We start from the raw sequence: 17420 nt of genomic DNA, 5'->3' as shown, positions 1-17420 counted from the left end.
GTCAATCGCCGCCGAGCGCCTGGTCTTCCGGCATCCGCCCGATGAGATAACCGGCACCGGCGATGGTATGCAGAATGGACTCTTCGAAACCGGAGTTCAGCTTCTTCCGCAACCGGTGAATATGCATGTCGACGATGTTGCCCTTCGGCTCGAAATCATAATCCCAAGCCGCCTCGAGCAGCATGGACCGGGTGACGACCGCATTGGCATGCTGCATGAGCGTGCGCAGAAGAAGAAATTCGCGGTTCTGCAGGTCAATGGGGGAACCGGCGCGCGCGGCCTGCCGCTTCTTCACGTCCAGCGTCAAATCTCCGACGCTCAGTATATCGGCCCCAGCGGTCCGGTCGTTTCGTCGCTGCAATGCCTGGACGCGGGCAAGAATTTCCGAAAATGCGTAGGGCTTGCCGAGATAGTCATCGCAGCCGCTGCGCAATCCCTCAATTCTGTCCTTGGCGGTGGCGATGCCGCTGAGCATCAGTACCGGCAGGTTGATCTTCAGCCGGCGCAGTTCCGCAACGACGGCCAGGCCGTCCAGGCCCGGAAGGATGCGGTCGATGATGGCCACGTCGTAAATGCCCTCCATTGCAAGGGTCAGCCCGAGTTCGCCGCCCGCAGCATGATCGGCCACGTGGCCGCTTTCGTTCAGGCCGCGCGTCAGGAAGCGCGCCGTCTTTTTGTCATCTTCGACGATCAGTATTCGCATGGATGACGTTTCCATTTATAAAATGCATTTAATGTTTTGGCGAAGTCGCATCAGGGTCGCACCAATTATGGTGTATAGCAAAGGCCCGCCTCTCAGATTCAATCTCAATTGGGCGTTTTCATGGAGGTGACGTGTCGACAATTCTTGTAATCGAGGATGATGTCCGGACAGCGTCCGAAATCGAAGCGGCGCTGATCGACAACGGCTGTGCTGTCAAAATAGCCGCCGATGGCCGAGCGGGGCTGCTCGAAGCCGTGACGGGCAAATATGATGCCATCGTTCTTGACCGCATGCTGCCGGGAGAACTGGATGGGCTGGGCGTCCTGTCGACCCTGAGAGCTGCCGGCATCCACACGCCGGTGCTGATCCTGAGTGCGCTTTCCGCCGTGGACGAGCGGGTCAGGGGATTGAAGGCAGGGGGCGATGACTACCTGACCAAGCCGTTCGAGTTCCTGGAGTTGACGGCACGCATCGACGTGCTGGCACGGCGGCGGTCGGTCGCCATGCCGGAAACGTCGCTTCGCGCCGGTGATCTGGAAGCCGATCTCCTGACCCATACCGTGAAGCGGGCCGGAAAACTCATCGATCTCCTGCCACGAGAGTACCGGTTGCTGGAATACATGATGCGCCATGCGGGCCAGATCGTGACCCGTACAATGCTGTTTGAAGAAGTCTGGCACTATCGTTATGACGAGCCGACGAATGTCATCGACGTCCATGTCAGCAAGCTTCGCAAGAAGATCGAAGCCACCGGAGCGGTGGCGGTGATCAGAACAGTCCGCGGCTCGGGATATGTGCTTGATGCGCCTGATTGAACTCGTCCACACAACAAGTTTCCGGCTGGCTATCGCTTTTCTGGTTCTCTTCGCTGTCGCGTCAGGGGCGCTGTTTGCCTTTCTTTCATGGGAGACCCGCGACTTTCTGACAGACCGCACGGATGAGTGGCTGCTGCGGGAGGTCACTACCTTTTCCCCGCTTGACGATCAGGCCATCACGTCGCGATTGGCGACGAGGGAATCCGTGAACGCCGTCAAGGAACGCCCGATTTCCTTGTTCGATCCGCACGGTGTGCTTCTTGCAGGCAGCCCGATGACTTTGCCTGCAGCGGACAAGACCAAACCAGATCCCCACAATTTCGCGACATTGAGGGCTGGCAAACGTGCGCATTTCCGCGGGGTTATGAGGTCATTGCCATCCGGCAACATGCTTCTCATTGCGCAGGATGTCGGGGAGCTGCGCGAATTCAACGATGTCCTTACCAACGCCATGATCCTTGGCGCTGCCGTGACGGCGGCCCTGGGCTTGCTTGGCGCGGCGTTTATCGGTGCCGGTTCCGTCAGGCAGATCCACACGATTTCAGATGCGACCCGCACCATCATGAGCGGAGATCTGACACAGCGGCTGCCCGCCCTGGGCGGCAGCGGCGATGTGCGCCGGCTGGTGAAGGTCGTCAATTCGATGCTCGACGAGATCGAGCGGCTGATGCACGAAGTGAAAGGGGTTTGTGACAATATCGCGCACGATATGCGGACCCCGCTGACGCGAATGCTGGCAGGACTTGAGCGCGCCCGCCGCAGGGCAGTTACGGCGGATGATTATGCCGAATATGTCGATGGCGCGATTGTGGAAACGCAATCAATGTTGAAGACGTTCAGCGCGCTCCTGCGTATTTCGGAGATTGAAGACGGTGCGCGCCGGGCAGGGTTTGTGCCGGTGGATATGAAGACCGTCGTATCGGACGCAGTGGACCTGTACGAGCCGCTTGCCGAGGAGCGCGGGGTCGAACTGTCCGTTGATTTCGGTACGGTTCCCCTCAGCATTCTCGGCGATCCAAGCCTGCTGTTTGAAGCCGTGGGCAATCTTGTCGACAACGCCATCAAATTCACGCCGCGTGGCGGTGCCGTCAAAGTCACCCTGGACGGACATCTGAAGCGGCCACGGCTTTCAGTGGAAGACACCGGCCCCGGCATTCCCCCACAGGAAAAGGAACTGGTGCTGCAGCGGTTTCACCGGGGTGAAAGAAGCCGCCATGAACCGGGCAACGGGCTTGGCTTGAGCCTCGTGGCAGCGATCGCGCGCCTGCATGGCATCGACTTGAGCCTTGGGGAGCAGAAAACCGGCTGCAACGTGATACTGGAGTTCAACAGCCATGAGCAGGGGCGCACGCCAGGGCAGGTTCAGCCGGCGTCATAATCCCTGATCCGGCCAAAGCTATAACCCCGGGCCTTCAGTCTTGTAATCAGCACTTTCAGATTGTCCGCACCGTTGAACGTGTCCTGAAACATCTCGTCATGCATCAGAAGTATCAGCTTGTTGGGCCGGGCCAGTTTGCCGAAGCCGAAGAGGTGATCGATTTCACCGAGCAAATGATCGACGGTCTGGACAGGTTTGCCGCTGTTTTCATGCACCCATTCATGGTCCCAGCCGTAGAGAAAATAACCGCTCGCCGCGACAAATTCGAAGCCCGGTTCTTCACGCCGGTCTTCCGGCTTGCCAATCGATAGATCGTCCGATGACAGGTCTGGAAGGCGGAAGACATTGCGTCCCGGCAAGCGCGCATGGATTGGGTTGCCAGTCAGCCCCAGCGCCGTGTTGGCGCGCGCCAGATCGGCCAGCAACTCCTCAACGGAGGAATAGAAAAGGCGATAGTGATTGTTCGCATGGGTGTAGCTGTGGTTGCCCACCGTGATGAAGGGTATCGACTTGGCCTTTGTCACCAATGCTGCCCGCTCGCTGCTCGCGTCGGCATGCAAGCCCACCATGAACATCGTGGCCGGAACGTTTTGCGCTTGAATGACGTCCAGGATGTTCGACGTTCCCTCAAGCGGGCCATCATCGAAGGTAAGGTATATCGTTCGTTGTGCGAAAGCAGCGGACGAGAATATGCATAGGATCAGGCACAGAAATACGGTCCGCATGGGTTTCTCTGAAACGGCAGCAAAGTACAATGTGATTGCTTTCAGCAATTGGTACGCGGATTTGTTTCATGCGGGGCAGGAGACTGTCAAGCGAGACACCGGCGCATATCAAACGAGCCGTCAGAACTTGCTCGACATGTTGAAGCTGAAGTTCTGCACCTGGTCTCCATCGACTTTCAGCACGGGAATGGCGTAGTCAAACCGGAGGGGGCCGAATGGCGATGCCCACATGATGCCGGCGCCAACGGAAGCGCGCCATTGCATGTCCGTGTTGGTGGCGTAGGCATTGTCACTGCCGAACAGGGTGGCGACATCGGAAAAGACAGCGCCCCTGATTCCAACGCTTTCGGGTATCAAAGGCACGGGGAATTGGGTTTCGGCGGTTGCATTGACGTAGGTCGTGCCGCCGACGAAACTGCCGTCCGCATCGGTAACGCGGGAGTCGCGGGGGCCGATTCCGGCATAGCTGAAGCCGCGGATCATGTCGCTGCTGCTCTGGAACGTATCAAAGACGCTCAGACCGTTGTTGCCGAGCTCCTTGATGTAACCGCCGCCGACGCGAACAAGACCGACAATATCCTGCTGTGCCGACAGCGTCTTGTAGAAGCTGCTTTTGAAGGTGGTTTTGAGAAAGCTGGCATCGCCGCCAAGCCCGGCCGCCTCCTGTTCGAATTTCGCGTAGAGGCCGTCATGCGGGTTTTTTCCATCATCGATGGTGTTGTAGACAAGTGACCAGCTGACCGACGACTTGATCCACGTTCCCTGACTGGCGGCATCGATATAGGCCTGCGACACCAGTGTCGGGTCAGGAACGCCGCTTGCGGTCAGGGCCGCATCGTCAATGGTTATTTTCTGCTGCGACAGGTTGTATGCCACGCCGGCGGTGAGATCCGTGCTGATCGGCAGGCCGAACCGGATCGATCCGCCCGTTGTGTCCGTCAGGTATTTGTCGGTTACACCCGATTGCCGCTTGTAGATATCAAAGCCGGCTGAAATGCGCTGGCCGAGGAAATAGGGCTCGGTGAAGGACAGGGCATAGGACTGATAATTCTGGCTGTTGAAGAGCGTTGTGCCAGCCGACAGACGCAGATACTGACCGCGCCCGAGAAAGTTCTTCTCGGTGATCGAGCCCTCAACTGAGGGACCGGACTGATCCCCGCTGGTGGTGTAGCCGCCGCCGATCGAAAAATCGCCGGATGATTTCTCGACGACATCGACGATGAGCACGACCTGATCGGGCTGTGAGCCGGGTGTCGTCGAGATATTGACGCTCTGGAAAAAGTCGAGCCGCTCCAGGCGCTTCTTGGCGCGCTGGATCAGAACCTGATTGAACGCGTCGCCTTCGCTCACATCGAATTCACGGCGGATGACGTAATCCCGGGTTTTCGCGTTACCGCGGATTTCGATGCGTTCGAGATAGGCGCGCGGACCCTGGTCGATGTTGTAGACGACCGAAATCGTGTGGTTCTCGAAGTTGCGGTCACCGCGAGGGTCGATCTTGGCAAAGGCATATCCCTGGCCGGCAACCTGCTCTGACAGCTTGCTGACGGAATCCTCGACTTCCCTGGCGTTGTAGGTCGTACCCTCCGCTGTGTGCACCAAACCGCCAAGTTTCGATGTATCGACACCGTCGACCGAACTCTGGATCTCGACACCGCCGAACGTGTACTTCTCGCCTTCGTCGACCGTAACGGTGATCGTATATTCATTGGTTGCCGCATCGAGATTGGCCGTCGATGAAATCACGCGGAAATCCGCATAGCCGTGCTCGTAGTAGAACCGCTGCAGGATTTCTTCATCCGCCCGCATGCGCTCTTCGCTGTAGACGTCATTGCGCGTCAGCCAGGACAGGAAATTGGATCGGCGTGTTGTCATCAAATCGCGTAGCCGGCGCGTGTTGAAAGCGCGGTTGCCGACAAACACGATGTTGGCGATCTTGGTGCGGTCGCCTTCGTTGATGTCGAAGACAACGTTGACGCGGCCGCCATCCAGATTCATGAGGCGTGAACTGACCGTCGCGTCATTGCGGCCGATATTGTGATAAGCGGCGCGGACGGCCTCGGTGTCGGCATCGAGCGTCTGCTGATCAAACGGGCTGCGCGGCTTCAGCTTTACCGCTTGGGCAAGCTGCGTATCCTTGATCTTCTTGTTGCCCTGAAAAATGACCTGATTGACAATCTGGTGTTCAGACACCGTCACAATCAGCACACCGCCGGACTGGGTGATGCGCACATCGCTGAACAAGCCGGTATTGAACAGCCGTTTGGTTGCCGCATCGATATCGGTGCTGGAAAATGGCTTGCCCGGCGTGATGCCGAGATTGTCCTTGACCGTTTGGGCATCCACTTGGGCATTCCCGCGCACGTCGATGCGGCTGACGGTTGCCGCCTGCGCCGCCGTCGTCCCCGCGACCGTCGTAACGATCGCTGCCGAATTTATCAGAACCGCTGAAATGGCGAGCGCCGACGCTGCACCAGTGAATTTTGAACTTGCCGCCATCAACTATCCAAACTCTGTCTTGTCATTCCGGGAAGGGCACTCAAGAATTGCGGCAACCGGATGCGCGCGTTGGGCTTGAGATTCCCTGCGGGCGATGTCCAAAATCAGTCCGTATTGTCTCGAACTTTTGCTGCAGGCGACCGTTTTGTAATCGAACATTGCTGGTGGGCGGGCTGTATCGGAAACAGTTTTGGCGCGGTGCAGCGAAGGTCCTATGGACGGATGGCCGCGCTCATCTTCTGGAATGCCGATTGAAACCCCTGCAGTGCGAACGGGAAATGCATGGCTTCGCCGGATCTGAGCATGATCGCGATGTCGACCTGCGTGCTGGTTTGCAGCAGCGCCAATTGCTGCTGGTTGAAACGGATATCGGCAACGCACCCTTCCGGTATGCACGACATCAGGGGGAATTGCAGGGATGTTGCGCCAATGCGGATGGTGATGCCTTCCTGCAGCAGGAAGCCGGATGGCAGCATCACATGTCCGCGCGCGCCGTTTTCATCAATGCCATTGATCTGCAACAGGATTTTGCCGTCGGGCACCCGATTGTCCACAAGGGTCTGCGACAGGAAACAATCATTCCCGACCTCCATTGCCTGGCAAAGCAGCGACCAGTTCTGGAATGTTTCCTCCTGCGACGGCGACAACAGCTTGACGGTAAGCGGATCCTGCGGGCTCGCATGAGCCTGTCTGGGTCCCGATGCCTGCCTGCGCTCGCCGAGCACCTGATCAAGCAGGGGTTTGTTGTCGACACCCGCTTGAGCGGACATCGGCAACAGTCCGGCAAGGGCGAAGACGAGGCAGACGCCGCGCATGAATCTCGCACTGTTCCGGCATGGATGATCTGGCGTCATGGCGTTCCGCAAATCGCTTTGCGCCGCATTCGAGCGGCCCGTTTAACCTGTACGGGCAACGGCTGGACCCTGTCGGTCCAACGGTGGCCTGTCGGTCAAAAGTTGCAGGATACGATGTTGAGAATGCGTTCCGCCGGTTTCAGAAGATTTCTGGCCGTCGCGGTTTCGTTAACCAGTGTTTCCCGTGCCGCCGGCCAATCTAAGCTTGCGGACGCGTTTCGACGGTGAACAAGATGGTCTGGAGAAGACCCGACGGTTCGCGGTTGGCAATGGTGACCGTACCGCCGAAACGCTCGATGATCTCCTTGGCGATTGCCAGCCCGAGACCGGCGCCAAGCACGGTCTTGCGCCGTGAACGGTCCGCACGGAAAAATGGTTCAAACACCTTGTCCAGGAGTTCGGACGGAATTCCGGGCCCATTGTCGCTGATGGTGATCACAGCGGCTTGCTGCCGCTGTTCCATGGCGATGTCAGCACCATTGCCATGGGTTGCGCCGTTGATGATGAGATTGCGCAAGGCCCGCTTCAGCGCCAGCGGGCTCGCCGCAATCGACAGCGGCGCAAGGTTCTGGACATTCACCTTCATGTCCAGACCGGAAAGTTCGTCGGCTATCTCCTGCAGGGTGAGATCGAGCCGCGTGCTTGCGAATGTATCCCGGACTGTTTCCTCGCGAACAAGACTGATCGCGCTGTCGGCGATATTGCTGAGTTCCTCCAGGTCATTCAGCCATTTCTGGCGGTCAGGATCATCCGGCAGGAATTCGGCGCGCAGCCGCATGCGGGTCATCGGGGTGCGCATGTCGTGACCGGCCGCTGCAATCAGCCTCATGCGGCTTTCCGTGGCGGTTTTCAGCCTCTCCGACAGCCGGTTGATCGTCTGCGCCGTGGCGCGGACTTCCTGCGAACCGGTCTCCGGAACATGGGGCAGGGTCCCGTCAGCGCTGACCGCCGTCACCGCATTGTCCAGGAGCAGAAGCGGCTTGGTGATTTTCGATGCGGCAAAGATGGATACGGCGGTGCTGCCCAGGGTGATGAGGGTTATCCATGCCGTCAGTATCCACCACATGCGCGGTGTCATATCCGGAACATCGACAACCAGCCACATGCCTGTCCGCAGCCTGACCGAAGCGGCAAGGCCCTGCTGCCCGGCATTGCGGGTGACGATGACTGTCCGGGTAAGCCCGGCTTGGGCAAGCTCGCGCATGAACATGCCGGACAACCGCCTGTCGTCAAAGCCGGGGGCCTGCATGGGTTGTATTGCAAATTCCTGCGACGCAGCGCTGGCCGGATTTGCCTCGATCATGCGGATGACGGGACTGATCTTCTGGATGACCGGCGACAGCACGGCTTCGGGCGGCGGCCCGCGCAGCACGGTCACAGCTGTCAGCGTGGCCAGAAGCACCACGGTGACAATCGCCAGAAACAGCAGAAGGGCGATCCGGTTGCGCAGGGAGTTCATGGTTCGGCGGCAATGCGTTTGACGGGAACAGTCAGTTGATAACCGCCGTTGCGCACGGTCTTGAACAAGGGACGCTGCTCGCAGTCGCCAAGTTTCTTGCGCAGGCGGCTCATCAGGACATCGATGGACCGGTCGAGCGGATCGCGGTCACGTCCCTGTGTCAGATCAAGCAGCTGGTCGCGGGACAGCAGTTTTCCCGCTCTTTCCAGGAAAACCTTCAGGAGGTCGAATTCCGCGCCGGTCAGATCGACCGCACTATCCGACGGACCGAGCACCCGGCGCAATCGCGGCTCGACGACAAAGCCGGCAAATTCGAACGTGCTGATTTCTTCCTCAGCCGGCTTGTCACCGTTTGACCGGCGCAGCACTGCCTTGATCCGGGCGGTCAGCTCACGCGGGTTGAACGGTTTGCTCATATAATCATCGGCACCGATTTCGAGGCCGATGATCCGATCGACGTCTTCCTTGAGCGCGGTCAGCAGGATGATCGGAACCTGCTGCCTCTGGCTGCGCATGACCCGGCAGATATCGAGACCGGACCCATCCGGCAGCAGGACATCGAGCACAAGCAGGTCCGGGTTGCGCTCGGCGAAGAGCGCATCGAACTCGCGCCGGTTGGCGGCCACTGAGACACGGAAACCCTGCTCCCTCAGATAGCGCCCGAGAAGCGAACGGATTTCGGCATCGTCATCGACGACCATGATATGGGCTGCAGTTTGCATCGCTCAACGCATTTCTAATCGCATCGCCGTTCCTAACGGTTTTTCCAAAGGCCCCGCAGAACAATTTTGTAACGAAACATTGCCGGGTATGCGCCTGTTTACGTTCGGTTACAAAAATAAGGCCGCGAGCAAGTTTCCGAAATGATTGAGACGGATTTCCGACGCCCGCACGTTTCATGTTCCAGCAACAAGACTTTCCCCTGATGCGAGGTGACGAATGACACATACGGTTCTGACTGCGGGATTGGCCGCAGCGATGGTACTTGGCCTTTCAACGGGCTTGAGCGGGGCGGCCCCGATGGTTCGTCCGGACAATGTGATCCCGGATAAAACCGTTGCCCGCATATCCTTCACCCAGCTCGCCCGGTCCATTCTCGGCGATGATGACGATTACAACGGCGAGAACGCCTGCGGCGGGGAGCCGGCAGACAAGTCCGCTGCCCCCCAGCACAATCGCGAGCGGCATGCGGGGCCGCCGAAGGATGGCGCCTTTCCCCTGGCAAGCTGGCTGTCGGCCCAGGAGACCATGGTCGGCATCCAGAGTGCGCAACTGGATGCCTGGAGACGCTATACGTCGACGCTCCTGGCGTTTGTCGATCGGCCGCCGTTTGGTCGCGGCACTGAATCCTCGCCGGAAAAACCAAGAGATGAACCCGGCAAGCCGCATGAAAGGCCACCATTGACGGCGGATCGCATGGCGGACCTTGCGATAGAGCGCGGTGCGAAAGCGCAAACGTTCAAGCAAGCCAGAACGGCATTGCTTGAGGTGTTGACGCCTGATCAACAGGCGATGTTTCTCGATTCCGAGCGGAAATACCCGTGGGCGCCGCATCGTGTGCCGCCGCGGGCGCCATGAGCTGTTTTCCCCGGGGCAGCGCCCGATTTTCATAGGATGTTTGCAAATGGACGGCACAGATGGACGCTAGTCTGATTTTGACGTTTTGCGGCCTGGCGATTGCGTTTCTCAAAGCGGCGTGCGCGCCCTATGTCCGGTCGGGGCTGGGTGTCTTGCGCATCCGCAGCAAGCGTGCGGATGCGGAGCTCGGCACCGGGACATCCAAAGTCAGGACATAGGCGTCTTTGGCGATCGCGTTGCAGCGTCAACCACGCCGCGCTGCCTCGATCGCCGCGACATCGATTTTCTTCATGTCCATCATTGCATCGAACGCGCGCTTTGCTTCGCCGCCGCCAGCCACCAGCGCGTCGGTCAGCACGCGCGGCGTGATCTGCCAGGAAATCCCCCACTTGTCTTTGCACCAGCCGCAGGCGCTTTCCTCGCCGCCGTTGTCAACGATGGCATTCCAGTAGCGGTCGGTTTCCTCCTGATCGTCGGTGGCGATCTGGAACGAGAAGGCTTCGTTATGCTTGAACACGGGGCCCCCGTTGAGACCGAGACAAGGAATGCCAGCAACCGTGAAATCGACCGTCAACACGTCGCCCTGTTTGCCGGATGGGTAGTCGCTGGGTGAACGAAACACGGCACGCACCGTGCTGTCAGGAAACACCCCGGCGTAGAAGCGGGCGGCTTCCTCGGCATCCTTATCGAACCAGAGACAAATCGTATTCTTTGCCATTGCGCGATCCTTTCGCTGTGGAACTAAGTTTTCCGTCTTGTTTGAGCCTTCCATGCGCATAAAAGAGAAGCGGATTTCGTAACGCGGAGCCAAGGGCGCGAATAAAATGACTAATGAAGCTTTAGAGACCGCGTTGCAATCAGCCGGTTTGATCGAAAATCTGAGCTTCAATGGCGATGACGTGAGTGAATATCACATCGTAGAAGCGCAATTCCGCAATTGTCACTTCAAGAATTGCAATTTTGACCTGAGTAAAATCCATTCGTCCGAATTTATCAATTGCCGTTTTGTTCATTGTTCATTTCGCGAGGCCGAATTTCAAAACTGTTCATTCTACGATGAGGTCGAACAAACGGGATCCCAATGGTCGTTTTGCAATCTGACCGAGGCCAAGTTTTCACGCAGCAATTTAAGCCTGAACAAACTTGATAAATGCGATGCTTATCTCCTCGAGTGCATGGAATGCGCAGCCAGCGGCATGTCATTGGAAATTGGGGTCCATCGAGAGGTCGGCAAACGGATATTGACCGGGGGAGTGCGCTTTTCCGATTGCAAAATGCAGTATGCGGTTTTTGTGCCTGGAAACTACGAGGAGAGCAGGTTTGAACATTGCGATCTCCGCGATGTCTCCCTCGCTGGAAGCAACCTGACCCGAACAAGTTTTATCGGTTCCAGCATCAACAATATCGATCTGTCGGGGGCCACGCTCGACAATGCGGTTCTCGCAAACGCAACTTTTGATGAGATCGACCTTGCGTCGATGTTTTCCTATAAGGCAATGGTGGTGAGCCGCGACCAGCACGAGAATATTCTGGCGTCGATTGGCATCGTGACGCTCAACTGACACCGGGATTACCGCTTCCTCAGGAAACCGGCCCCAATGTCAGCACTGTCATCTCGCGTGTTGGGCTTGCCGTCTCTATCACTGCGGCTTGTTGCCGGCACCCGGGCGGCTCTTCACGTGATCGATGAAAGCGCGCAGCTTCGGCAGCATTTGATGGCGGCTGGGATAGTAGAGATAGACACCGGGCATCATCGGCGCGAACCGGTCGAGCACCCCGATGAGTTTGCCCGCTTTCACCGCGCTGGAGGCGACGGGCCCGGGCACCTGCGCGAGCCCCAATCCTTCCACCGCCGCACCAAGCACCGTCGGCATGTCGTTGGCGATAAAAGGTCCGGAAACCATGACGTCGACCGGCTCGTTGCCGCTGACAAAGGACCAGGGAGCGATCGACCCGTTCGAGCGGCGCATGCGTATACAGGCCTGATGGCGCAGATCATCGATGCGCTCAGGCCGTCCCCGCCGGTACAGATAGTCGGGGCTGCCGACCACGGCCAGCGGGAGCGATGGCGTCAGCTGTACCGCGATCATATCGGCCTGGATGAACTGGCCGAGCCGGATGCCGGCGTCAAATCCCTCCGCAGCGATGTCGACCAGCTCCGCGCCCGTGGCGATCTCCACCTCGACATCGGGATAGGCTTGGCAGAAGGAAGCGATCAGCGGCTCCAGCAGGATCGGCACCACGGCCCGGGGGGCCGCAAGCCGCAGCAGTCCGGCCGGCCGCCGCCCAAGATCGCGTGCAATCTCGCTTGCCGCGACAAGCTCCTCGAAGGCGGGTTTTGCGCGCGAAAGGAACCGTTCGCCGACTTCGGTCAAGCCGACACTGCGCGTCGTGCGGATGAAGAGTGCCGCGCCAAGACGCGACTCAAGCGTGCGCACCGCCTGGCTGATCGCAGACGGCGTCACCGCAAGATCCGCAGCCGCCTTGCGGAAATTGCGGTGCTGCGCGACGCTCAGGAACGCCTCGACGCCGTCGAGTGCACCCTGCCTGACTGTGAAGTTCTGTTTCATAACCCGTCAACATTATCGCGAATAGTCGATCGCGGGAAGTGGTCCTATACCGGTATGCAGGTCAGGGCATCACGCGGCGGCCGGCCTTGGCCACTATGCCACCTGACATCCGGCAGAATGGATAGGAACCCAAATGTCCCCGGCATTCATCTTCAATGTGCATCTGGTTCTCGGTTACATCCCGTGGCTGCTTTGCTTTGGCGCCTATGTCTGGCCCAGGCTCAAGTCCATGGACCAGGCCGAGGCGCAACGCGCCATCGCCACGCTGCACAGTTTTCGCTTCTTCGGTCTCGTCTTCATGATTCCGGGCGTTGTTGGCCCCAATTTGCCCTCCGACTTCGCAACAGTCGCCGCCTATGGCGACTTTGCCACCGGCCTGTTGGCCATGCTGGCTCTTCTCAGCGTCAGGACGCGTCCGCTTTTCCAGCTGTTTGTCGTTGCATTCAATCTGGTGGGGGCGGCCGACATCCTCATTGACTATTACCACGGCATCCAGCTCGGTCTTCCCGCGCTCGCGGGGCAGTTGGCCGGCGCGTACTGGATTCCGATCATCTATGTCCCCCTGCTGATGATCACACACGTCGCCGCACTGTATTTGCTGATGCGTTCTCAGTTCAGCGTCGTCCGATACCCTGAGCCGCGCACTTGACCATATCCCCCCAGGGAGGATATGAACGGCGGATGAACATCGATCAAAAGCATTCCCACCACAGAGAAATAGCTCTTCGCCTGAAGCGGGCGGATGGCCATTTGAAGAAAGTCATCGAGATGATCGAGACCGGCCGAGCCTGTGTCGACATCGCCCAGCAGTTGCATGCTGTCGAGAAGGCCATCGGCCAGGCCAAAAAGACACTGATTCAGGATCACATCGATCATTGTCTGGAAGATGCCGTCAGTTCGATTTCGTCTGAACAGCGTGGTTCGATTGATGAGTTCAAGACCATCACCAAATATCTGTAAGGCGTGATCGACGATGCTTTTTGTTCTCCATAACCGGACATACCGCCATTTGTTCGCGGCACAGGTCATTGCCCTTATCGGTACGGGGCTGGCGACGGTTGCCCTCGGACTACTCGCTTATGACCTTGCTGGAAAAGACGCGGGCGCCGTTCTTGGTACCGCCCTGGCCATCAAGATGATTGCCTATGTGGGGGTTGCGCCGATTGCCGCCGCGTTTGCCGAGCGGTTGCCAAGACGTGCCATGCTTGTCAGTCTTGACCTGGTCCGCGCCGCCGTTGCGATGGCCTTGCCGTTTGTCAGCGAGATTTGGCAGGTCTATGTGCTGATTTTCGTGCTTCAGTCGGCATCGGCCGCCTTCACGCCGACATTTCAGGCAACGATCCCCGATGTTCTGCCCGAAGAGAAGGACTACACACGGGCACTCTCGCTGTCGCGGCTCGCCTATGATATGGAAAGTCTTGTCAGTCCGATGCTGGCGGCGGCGCTTCTGACGGTCATCAGTTTCCATAGCCTGTTTGCCGGCACGGTTATCGGGTTTCTGTTTTCGGCTGCACTTGTTGTCTCCGTCACGCTTCCCAGCCCGAAACCATCTGAACGGCGTGGCATCTATGACCGTACAACACGCGGGATGCGCATTTACATGGCGACACCACGCTTGCGTGGACTGCTTGCCATTAATCTGGGTGTTGCTGCTGCCGGGGCGATGGTCATTGTCAACACGGTCGTCATCATCCAATCCGAGTTTGGTCTGACACAGCGGTCGACTGCACTGGCGCTTGCAGCCTTTGGCGGCGGTTCCATGCTTGCCGCGCTTCTTCTGCCTCGTCTGCTTGAGACAGTTCCGGATCGCAGGGCGATGCTGGCAGGTGTTGTCGTCTTGTTCGCCGGCCTGCTTGCCGGTGTGGTGATGCCGTCATTTGTGCCACTGTTGGTGTTGTGGTTTTTGCTCGGTCTTGGCTACTCGGTTGCGCAGACACCATCGGGCCGCCTGCTCAGGCGCTCCGCACATGCCGAGGACAGGCCAGCACTGTTTGCAGCGCAGTTTGCCCTTTCCCACGCGTGCTGGTTGATCACTTATCCCCTGGCGGGATGGCTTGGAGCGGAATTCGGGCTTTCATTCACATTCGTCGTACTGGCAGGCATCGCTGGTTTCTCTCTCCTGTTGGCCGCCCTTGTTTGGCCCGCAGGCGATCCCGATGTCGTTGAGCACAGTCATGCTGGTCTTGCGCATGATCATCCGCACTGGGAGGAGGGAACCGGCAGAAGGGGTTTCAAACACGCACATGCCTTTGTTATAGACCGTTATCATGATGTGTGGCCGCGTGATTTCTGAACTTGCCACGGAGTGCCTATCCCCGAAACATATGTCCGCTCGGTTATACTTGACATAATTCCGGTTCGTGCCAATTTAATATGTATGGGGATTGCGATCTCCCCACGAGGCGTCAGCCCAAGTATCGCGTCCAAGAAACCCGATTTGACGGAAGGACGCGACATGTCTTCGACCACAACTATTACACATGATAAATTGGCACGGCTGATCGGAACACCCGGCAGCCCGGTTCTCATTGACGTGCGGATCGATGAGGACTTTGACCTTGACCCGCGATTGATCCCCGGCGCGCGCCGGCGATCCCACAGGAACGTCGACACCTGGGCCAATGAGCTTGAGGGCAAACGGTCAATCATCATCTGCCAGCAGGGCAAGAAACTGAGCGAGGGCACCGCAGCCCTGTTGCGGTATCATGGTGTCGCTGCGGAAAACCTGGTCGGCGGCCATGAAGCCTGGAGCAATGCCGGGCTTCCTCTCGTTCCCGTGGCAAAATTGCCTGCTCTCGACCCGAAGGGAAGGACGGTATGGGTGACACGGGCACGGCCGAAGGTGGACAGGATTGCCTGTCCCTGGCTGATCCGGCGTTTTGTTGATCCGGATGCAGTCTTCCTTTTCGTCACGCCCGCGGAAGTGGAAGCGGTTGCCGACCGATTCAACGCGGCACCCTTCGACATCGAGAATGTCTTCTGGAGCCATCGCGGCGCGCTGTGCACCTTCGATGTCATGATCGAAGAATTCGGATTGAACGCCGAGCCGCTGTCGCGGCTGGCGGCCATTGTGCGGGGTGCCGATACGGCCCGTCCCGATCTCGCACCGGAAGCACCCGGGCTGCTGGCAGCATCACTGGGTCTGTCGCGCATGTACTCCGACGATCTGGAGCAGCTTGAAGCCGGCATGATACTCTACGACGCGTTTTACCGATGGTGCCGGGATGCCACCGACGAAACACATAACTGGCCCAACAGAAGGCCGGGAGCGTGAGATGGTCCAGATTGTCAGCGCTGAAAGGGAGGTTGCTTCGGCAACCTCCGGGAACCACGATATTTCCTTTGGTGAAGCTGTCCGTGTCTGGGTGCGTATTGCCGCATTGAGCTTTGGCGGTCCAGCCGGGCAGATAGCGGTGATGCACCGCATCCTTGTCGATGAGAAACGATGGATCGGCGAGGGCCGGTTTCTGCACACGCTCAATTATTGCATGCTGTTGCCCGGGCCTGAAGCCCATCAGCTTGCCATCTACATCGGATGGCTTCTGCACAAGACCAGGGGCGGCCTTGTCGCAGGCATTCTATTTGTGCTGCCGGGTTTCCTGTCGATACTTGCCCTAAGCTACGTCTATGTCCTCTTTGGCAGTGTCGGTGTCATCGAGGGATTGTTCTTCGGCCTGAAGGCAGCTGTCCTCGCCGTCGTGTTGCAGGCGGTCGCAAGGATCGGCAGACGAGCGCTCAAGAATAGGGTGATGGTGCTTATCGCCGTCGCGGCGTTCTTGGCAATATTTGCATTCCGTGTACCGTTCCCGCTCATCATTCTGGCCGCTGCAATCATTGGATATTTTGGCGGCCGTGCGGGATCGCCATTGTTTCAGGTGGGTGGCGGACATGGACGTTCGGGTCCCGGACTTGCGGATCGGGATTCTGCCCTTGGCGAGGAGACGCCGGCCCACGCGCGTCCAAACCTTCTCTGGTCGTTGCAGATTTCGGCCGCCTTCCTGCTCCTGTGGCTCATCCCCGTGGCAGCCCTTCTACTGATCCTCGGGCCGGATAACGTGTTCAGCCAGATCGGTATCTTTTTCAGCAAGATGGCGATGGTGACCTTCGGCGGCGCATATGCTGTGCTGTCCTATGTGGCACAGGAAGCCGTTCAGAATTACGGCTGGCTCAAGCCGGGTGAAATGCTCGACGGCCTTGGTATGGCTGAAACCACGCCGGGGCCATTAATACAGGTTGTGCAATTCGTCGGTTTCATCGGCGCATTTCGTGATCCGGGTACGCTGTCTCCGCTGACCGCTGCCACACTGGCGTCGATCCTGACGACCTGGGTGACCTTTGTTCCGTGCTTTCTCTGGATATTTCTTGGAGCCCCCTTCATCGAAGGCTTGCGCAACAACAAAGCGCTGACGGGAGCCATGTCAGCAATCACGGCGGCAGTTGTTGGCGTGATCATGAACCTGGCAATCTGGTTTGCCCTTCACCTGCTGTTCAGCGAAATCATCCACTGGCAGGCATATGGCATCAATCTGGATGTTCCCGTGGCGCGTTCAATCAATGTGCCATCGTTGCTGCTAACGCTTGCTTCCGTTGTTGCCATCTTCCGCTTCAAGCTTGGAATGATCCCGACGCTTCTGATTTCGTCAGCAACGGGGATTGGGTGGTATTTTGTCATGGCTTATATTTGAGTACTGATAGGAAAATGGAAGACGAAGGTCGGCTGAAATGCAAAATGGTCGTCTTTCATTCCGCAGAGCAAAGTATTTACCACCACATACTGGAAGGTCTCCTTGTTAAAGGAAGTCAAATTGGCTTAATTGCCTTATCGATCATCGACCAGGC

The 17420-nt window shown here is 58.3% G+C and carries 18 protein-coding genes; 10 read left to right on the top strand and 8 right to left on the bottom strand.

What is annotated here, in order from left to right; translation table 11 throughout:
- Nucleotide 1: 1 nt before the first annotated feature.
- A complete protein-coding gene (locus AC1Q5O_RS07675) occupies nt 2-703 on the bottom strand; it encodes a response regulator transcription factor (protein WP_464660843.1) in 702 nt (233 codons plus the stop codon).
- A 131-nt stretch (nt 704-834) separates the two neighbouring features.
- Here AC1Q5O_RS07675 and AC1Q5O_RS07670 point away from each other — a divergent pair, with 131 nt between their 5' ends.
- Together AC1Q5O_RS07670 and AC1Q5O_RS07665 are read left to right on the top strand one after the other, a co-directional pair.
- Nucleotides 835-1518, top strand: a complete 684-nt coding sequence (locus tag AC1Q5O_RS07670; protein WP_464660842.1) for a response regulator transcription factor — start codon at nt 835-837, stop codon at nt 1516-1518.
- Nucleotides 1505-2896 carry a sensor histidine kinase gene (locus AC1Q5O_RS07665; RefSeq protein WP_492562297.1) on the top strand — a complete coding sequence of 464 codons (1392 nt, stop codon included), beginning with the start codon at nt 1505-1507 and terminating at the stop codon, nt 2894-2896. Before AC1Q5O_RS07670 ends, AC1Q5O_RS07665 begins: the two co-directional genes overlap by 14 nt.
- Here the strand turns inward: AC1Q5O_RS07665 and AC1Q5O_RS07660 are convergent.
- The 5 genes from AC1Q5O_RS07660 to AC1Q5O_RS07640 all read right to left on the bottom strand — a co-directional run bounded on the left by AC1Q5O_RS07660 (nt 2881) and on the right by AC1Q5O_RS07640 (nt 9155).
- Nucleotides 2881-3621, bottom strand: a complete 741-nt coding sequence (locus AC1Q5O_RS07660; protein ID WP_492562296.1) for a polysaccharide deacetylase family protein — start codon at nt 3619-3621, stop codon at nt 2881-2883. The genes AC1Q5O_RS07665 and AC1Q5O_RS07660 overlap by 16 nt on opposite strands.
- Nucleotides 3622-3741: 120 nt before the next feature.
- Nucleotides 3742-6120: an outer membrane protein assembly factor BamA gene (gene bamA, locus AC1Q5O_RS07655; protein WP_492562295.1), complete on the bottom strand. Its 2379-nt coding sequence runs from the start codon at nt 6118-6120 to the stop codon at nt 3742-3744.
- Nucleotides 6121-6332: 212 nt separating this feature from the next.
- Nucleotides 6333-6935 (bottom strand): invasion associated locus B family protein, encoded by a 603-nt coding sequence (locus AC1Q5O_RS07650; RefSeq protein ID WP_492562294.1) that lies wholly within the window; start codon nt 6933-6935, stop codon nt 6333-6335.
- Nucleotides 6936-7173: 238 nt separating this feature from the next.
- Entirely contained in the window at nt 7174-8433 is a 1260-nt protein-coding gene (locus AC1Q5O_RS07645) for an ATP-binding protein (protein ID WP_492562293.1), read from the bottom strand.
- Nucleotides 8430-9155, bottom strand: coding sequence for a response regulator (locus AC1Q5O_RS07640; RefSeq protein WP_492562292.1), 726 nt, complete (start codon nt 9153-9155; stop codon nt 8430-8432). Before AC1Q5O_RS07640 ends, AC1Q5O_RS07645 begins: the two co-directional genes overlap by 4 nt.
- 217 nt (nt 9156-9372) lie before the next feature.
- On the opposite strand from AC1Q5O_RS07640, the gene AC1Q5O_RS07635 reads away from it, so the two are divergent.
- Nucleotides 9373-10011, top strand: a complete 639-nt coding sequence (locus tag AC1Q5O_RS07635; RefSeq protein WP_492562291.1) for a hypothetical protein — start codon at nt 9373-9375, stop codon at nt 10009-10011.
- Nucleotides 10012-10070: 59 nt separating this feature from the next.
- Nucleotides 10071-10229 (top strand): hypothetical protein, encoded by a 159-nt coding sequence (locus AC1Q5O_RS07630; RefSeq protein WP_492562290.1) that lies wholly within the window; start codon nt 10071-10073, stop codon nt 10227-10229.
- Between the two features lie 26 nt (nt 10230-10255).
- Here the strand turns inward: AC1Q5O_RS07630 and AC1Q5O_RS07625 are convergent, their stop codons facing one another.
- Nucleotides 10256-10729, bottom strand: coding sequence for a VOC family protein (locus AC1Q5O_RS07625; RefSeq protein ID WP_492562289.1), 474 nt, complete (start codon nt 10727-10729; stop codon nt 10256-10258).
- Between the two features lie 106 nt (nt 10730-10835).
- Between AC1Q5O_RS07625 and AC1Q5O_RS07620 the strand changes: the two genes are divergently transcribed.
- Entirely contained in the window at nt 10836-11573 is a 738-nt protein-coding gene (locus AC1Q5O_RS07620; protein WP_464660824.1) for a pentapeptide repeat-containing protein, read from the top strand.
- A gap of 78 nt (nt 11574-11651) precedes the next feature.
- On the opposite strand, the gene AC1Q5O_RS07615 is transcribed toward AC1Q5O_RS07620, so the two are convergent.
- Entirely contained in the window at nt 11652-12581 is a 930-nt protein-coding gene (locus tag AC1Q5O_RS07615) for a LysR family transcriptional regulator (RefSeq protein ID WP_492562288.1), read from the bottom strand.
- Between the two features lie 133 nt (nt 12582-12714).
- Here AC1Q5O_RS07615 and AC1Q5O_RS07610 point away from each other — a divergent pair, with 133 nt between their 5' ends.
- The 5 genes from AC1Q5O_RS07610 to chrA all read left to right on the top strand — a co-directional run bounded on the left by AC1Q5O_RS07610 (nt 12715) and on the right by chrA (nt 17266).
- Nucleotides 12715-13230, top strand: coding sequence for a DUF8737 domain-containing protein (locus tag AC1Q5O_RS07610; RefSeq protein WP_492562287.1), 516 nt, complete (start codon nt 12715-12717; stop codon nt 13228-13230).
- Between the two features lie 32 nt (nt 13231-13262).
- Complete coding sequence (locus AC1Q5O_RS07605; protein ID WP_492562286.1) at nt 13263-13541, top strand: metal-sensing transcriptional repressor; 279 nt, start codon at nt 13263-13265, stop codon at nt 13539-13541.
- 13 nt (nt 13542-13554) lie between these two features.
- Complete coding sequence (locus AC1Q5O_RS07600; RefSeq protein ID WP_492562285.1) at nt 13555-14874, top strand: MFS transporter; 1320 nt, start codon at nt 13555-13557, stop codon at nt 14872-14874.
- Nucleotides 14875-15036: 162 nt separating this feature from the next.
- Nucleotides 15037-15855: a chromate resistance protein ChrB domain-containing protein gene (locus AC1Q5O_RS07595; RefSeq protein ID WP_492562284.1), complete on the top strand. Its 819-nt coding sequence runs from the start codon at nt 15037-15039 to the stop codon at nt 15853-15855.
- Nucleotide 15856: 1 nt separating this feature from the next.
- Nucleotides 15857-17266: a chromate efflux transporter gene (gene chrA / locus AC1Q5O_RS07590; RefSeq protein ID WP_492562283.1), complete on the top strand. Its 1410-nt coding sequence runs from the start codon at nt 15857-15859 to the stop codon at nt 17264-17266.
- Nucleotides 17267-17420: the final 154 nt, after the last annotated feature.

It is taken from the genome of Phyllobacterium sp. MT110, from assembly GCF_058792715.1.
The sequence above is the reverse complement of the archived record's forward strand: the minus strand, read 5'-3'. Positions and strand labels throughout refer to the sequence as shown.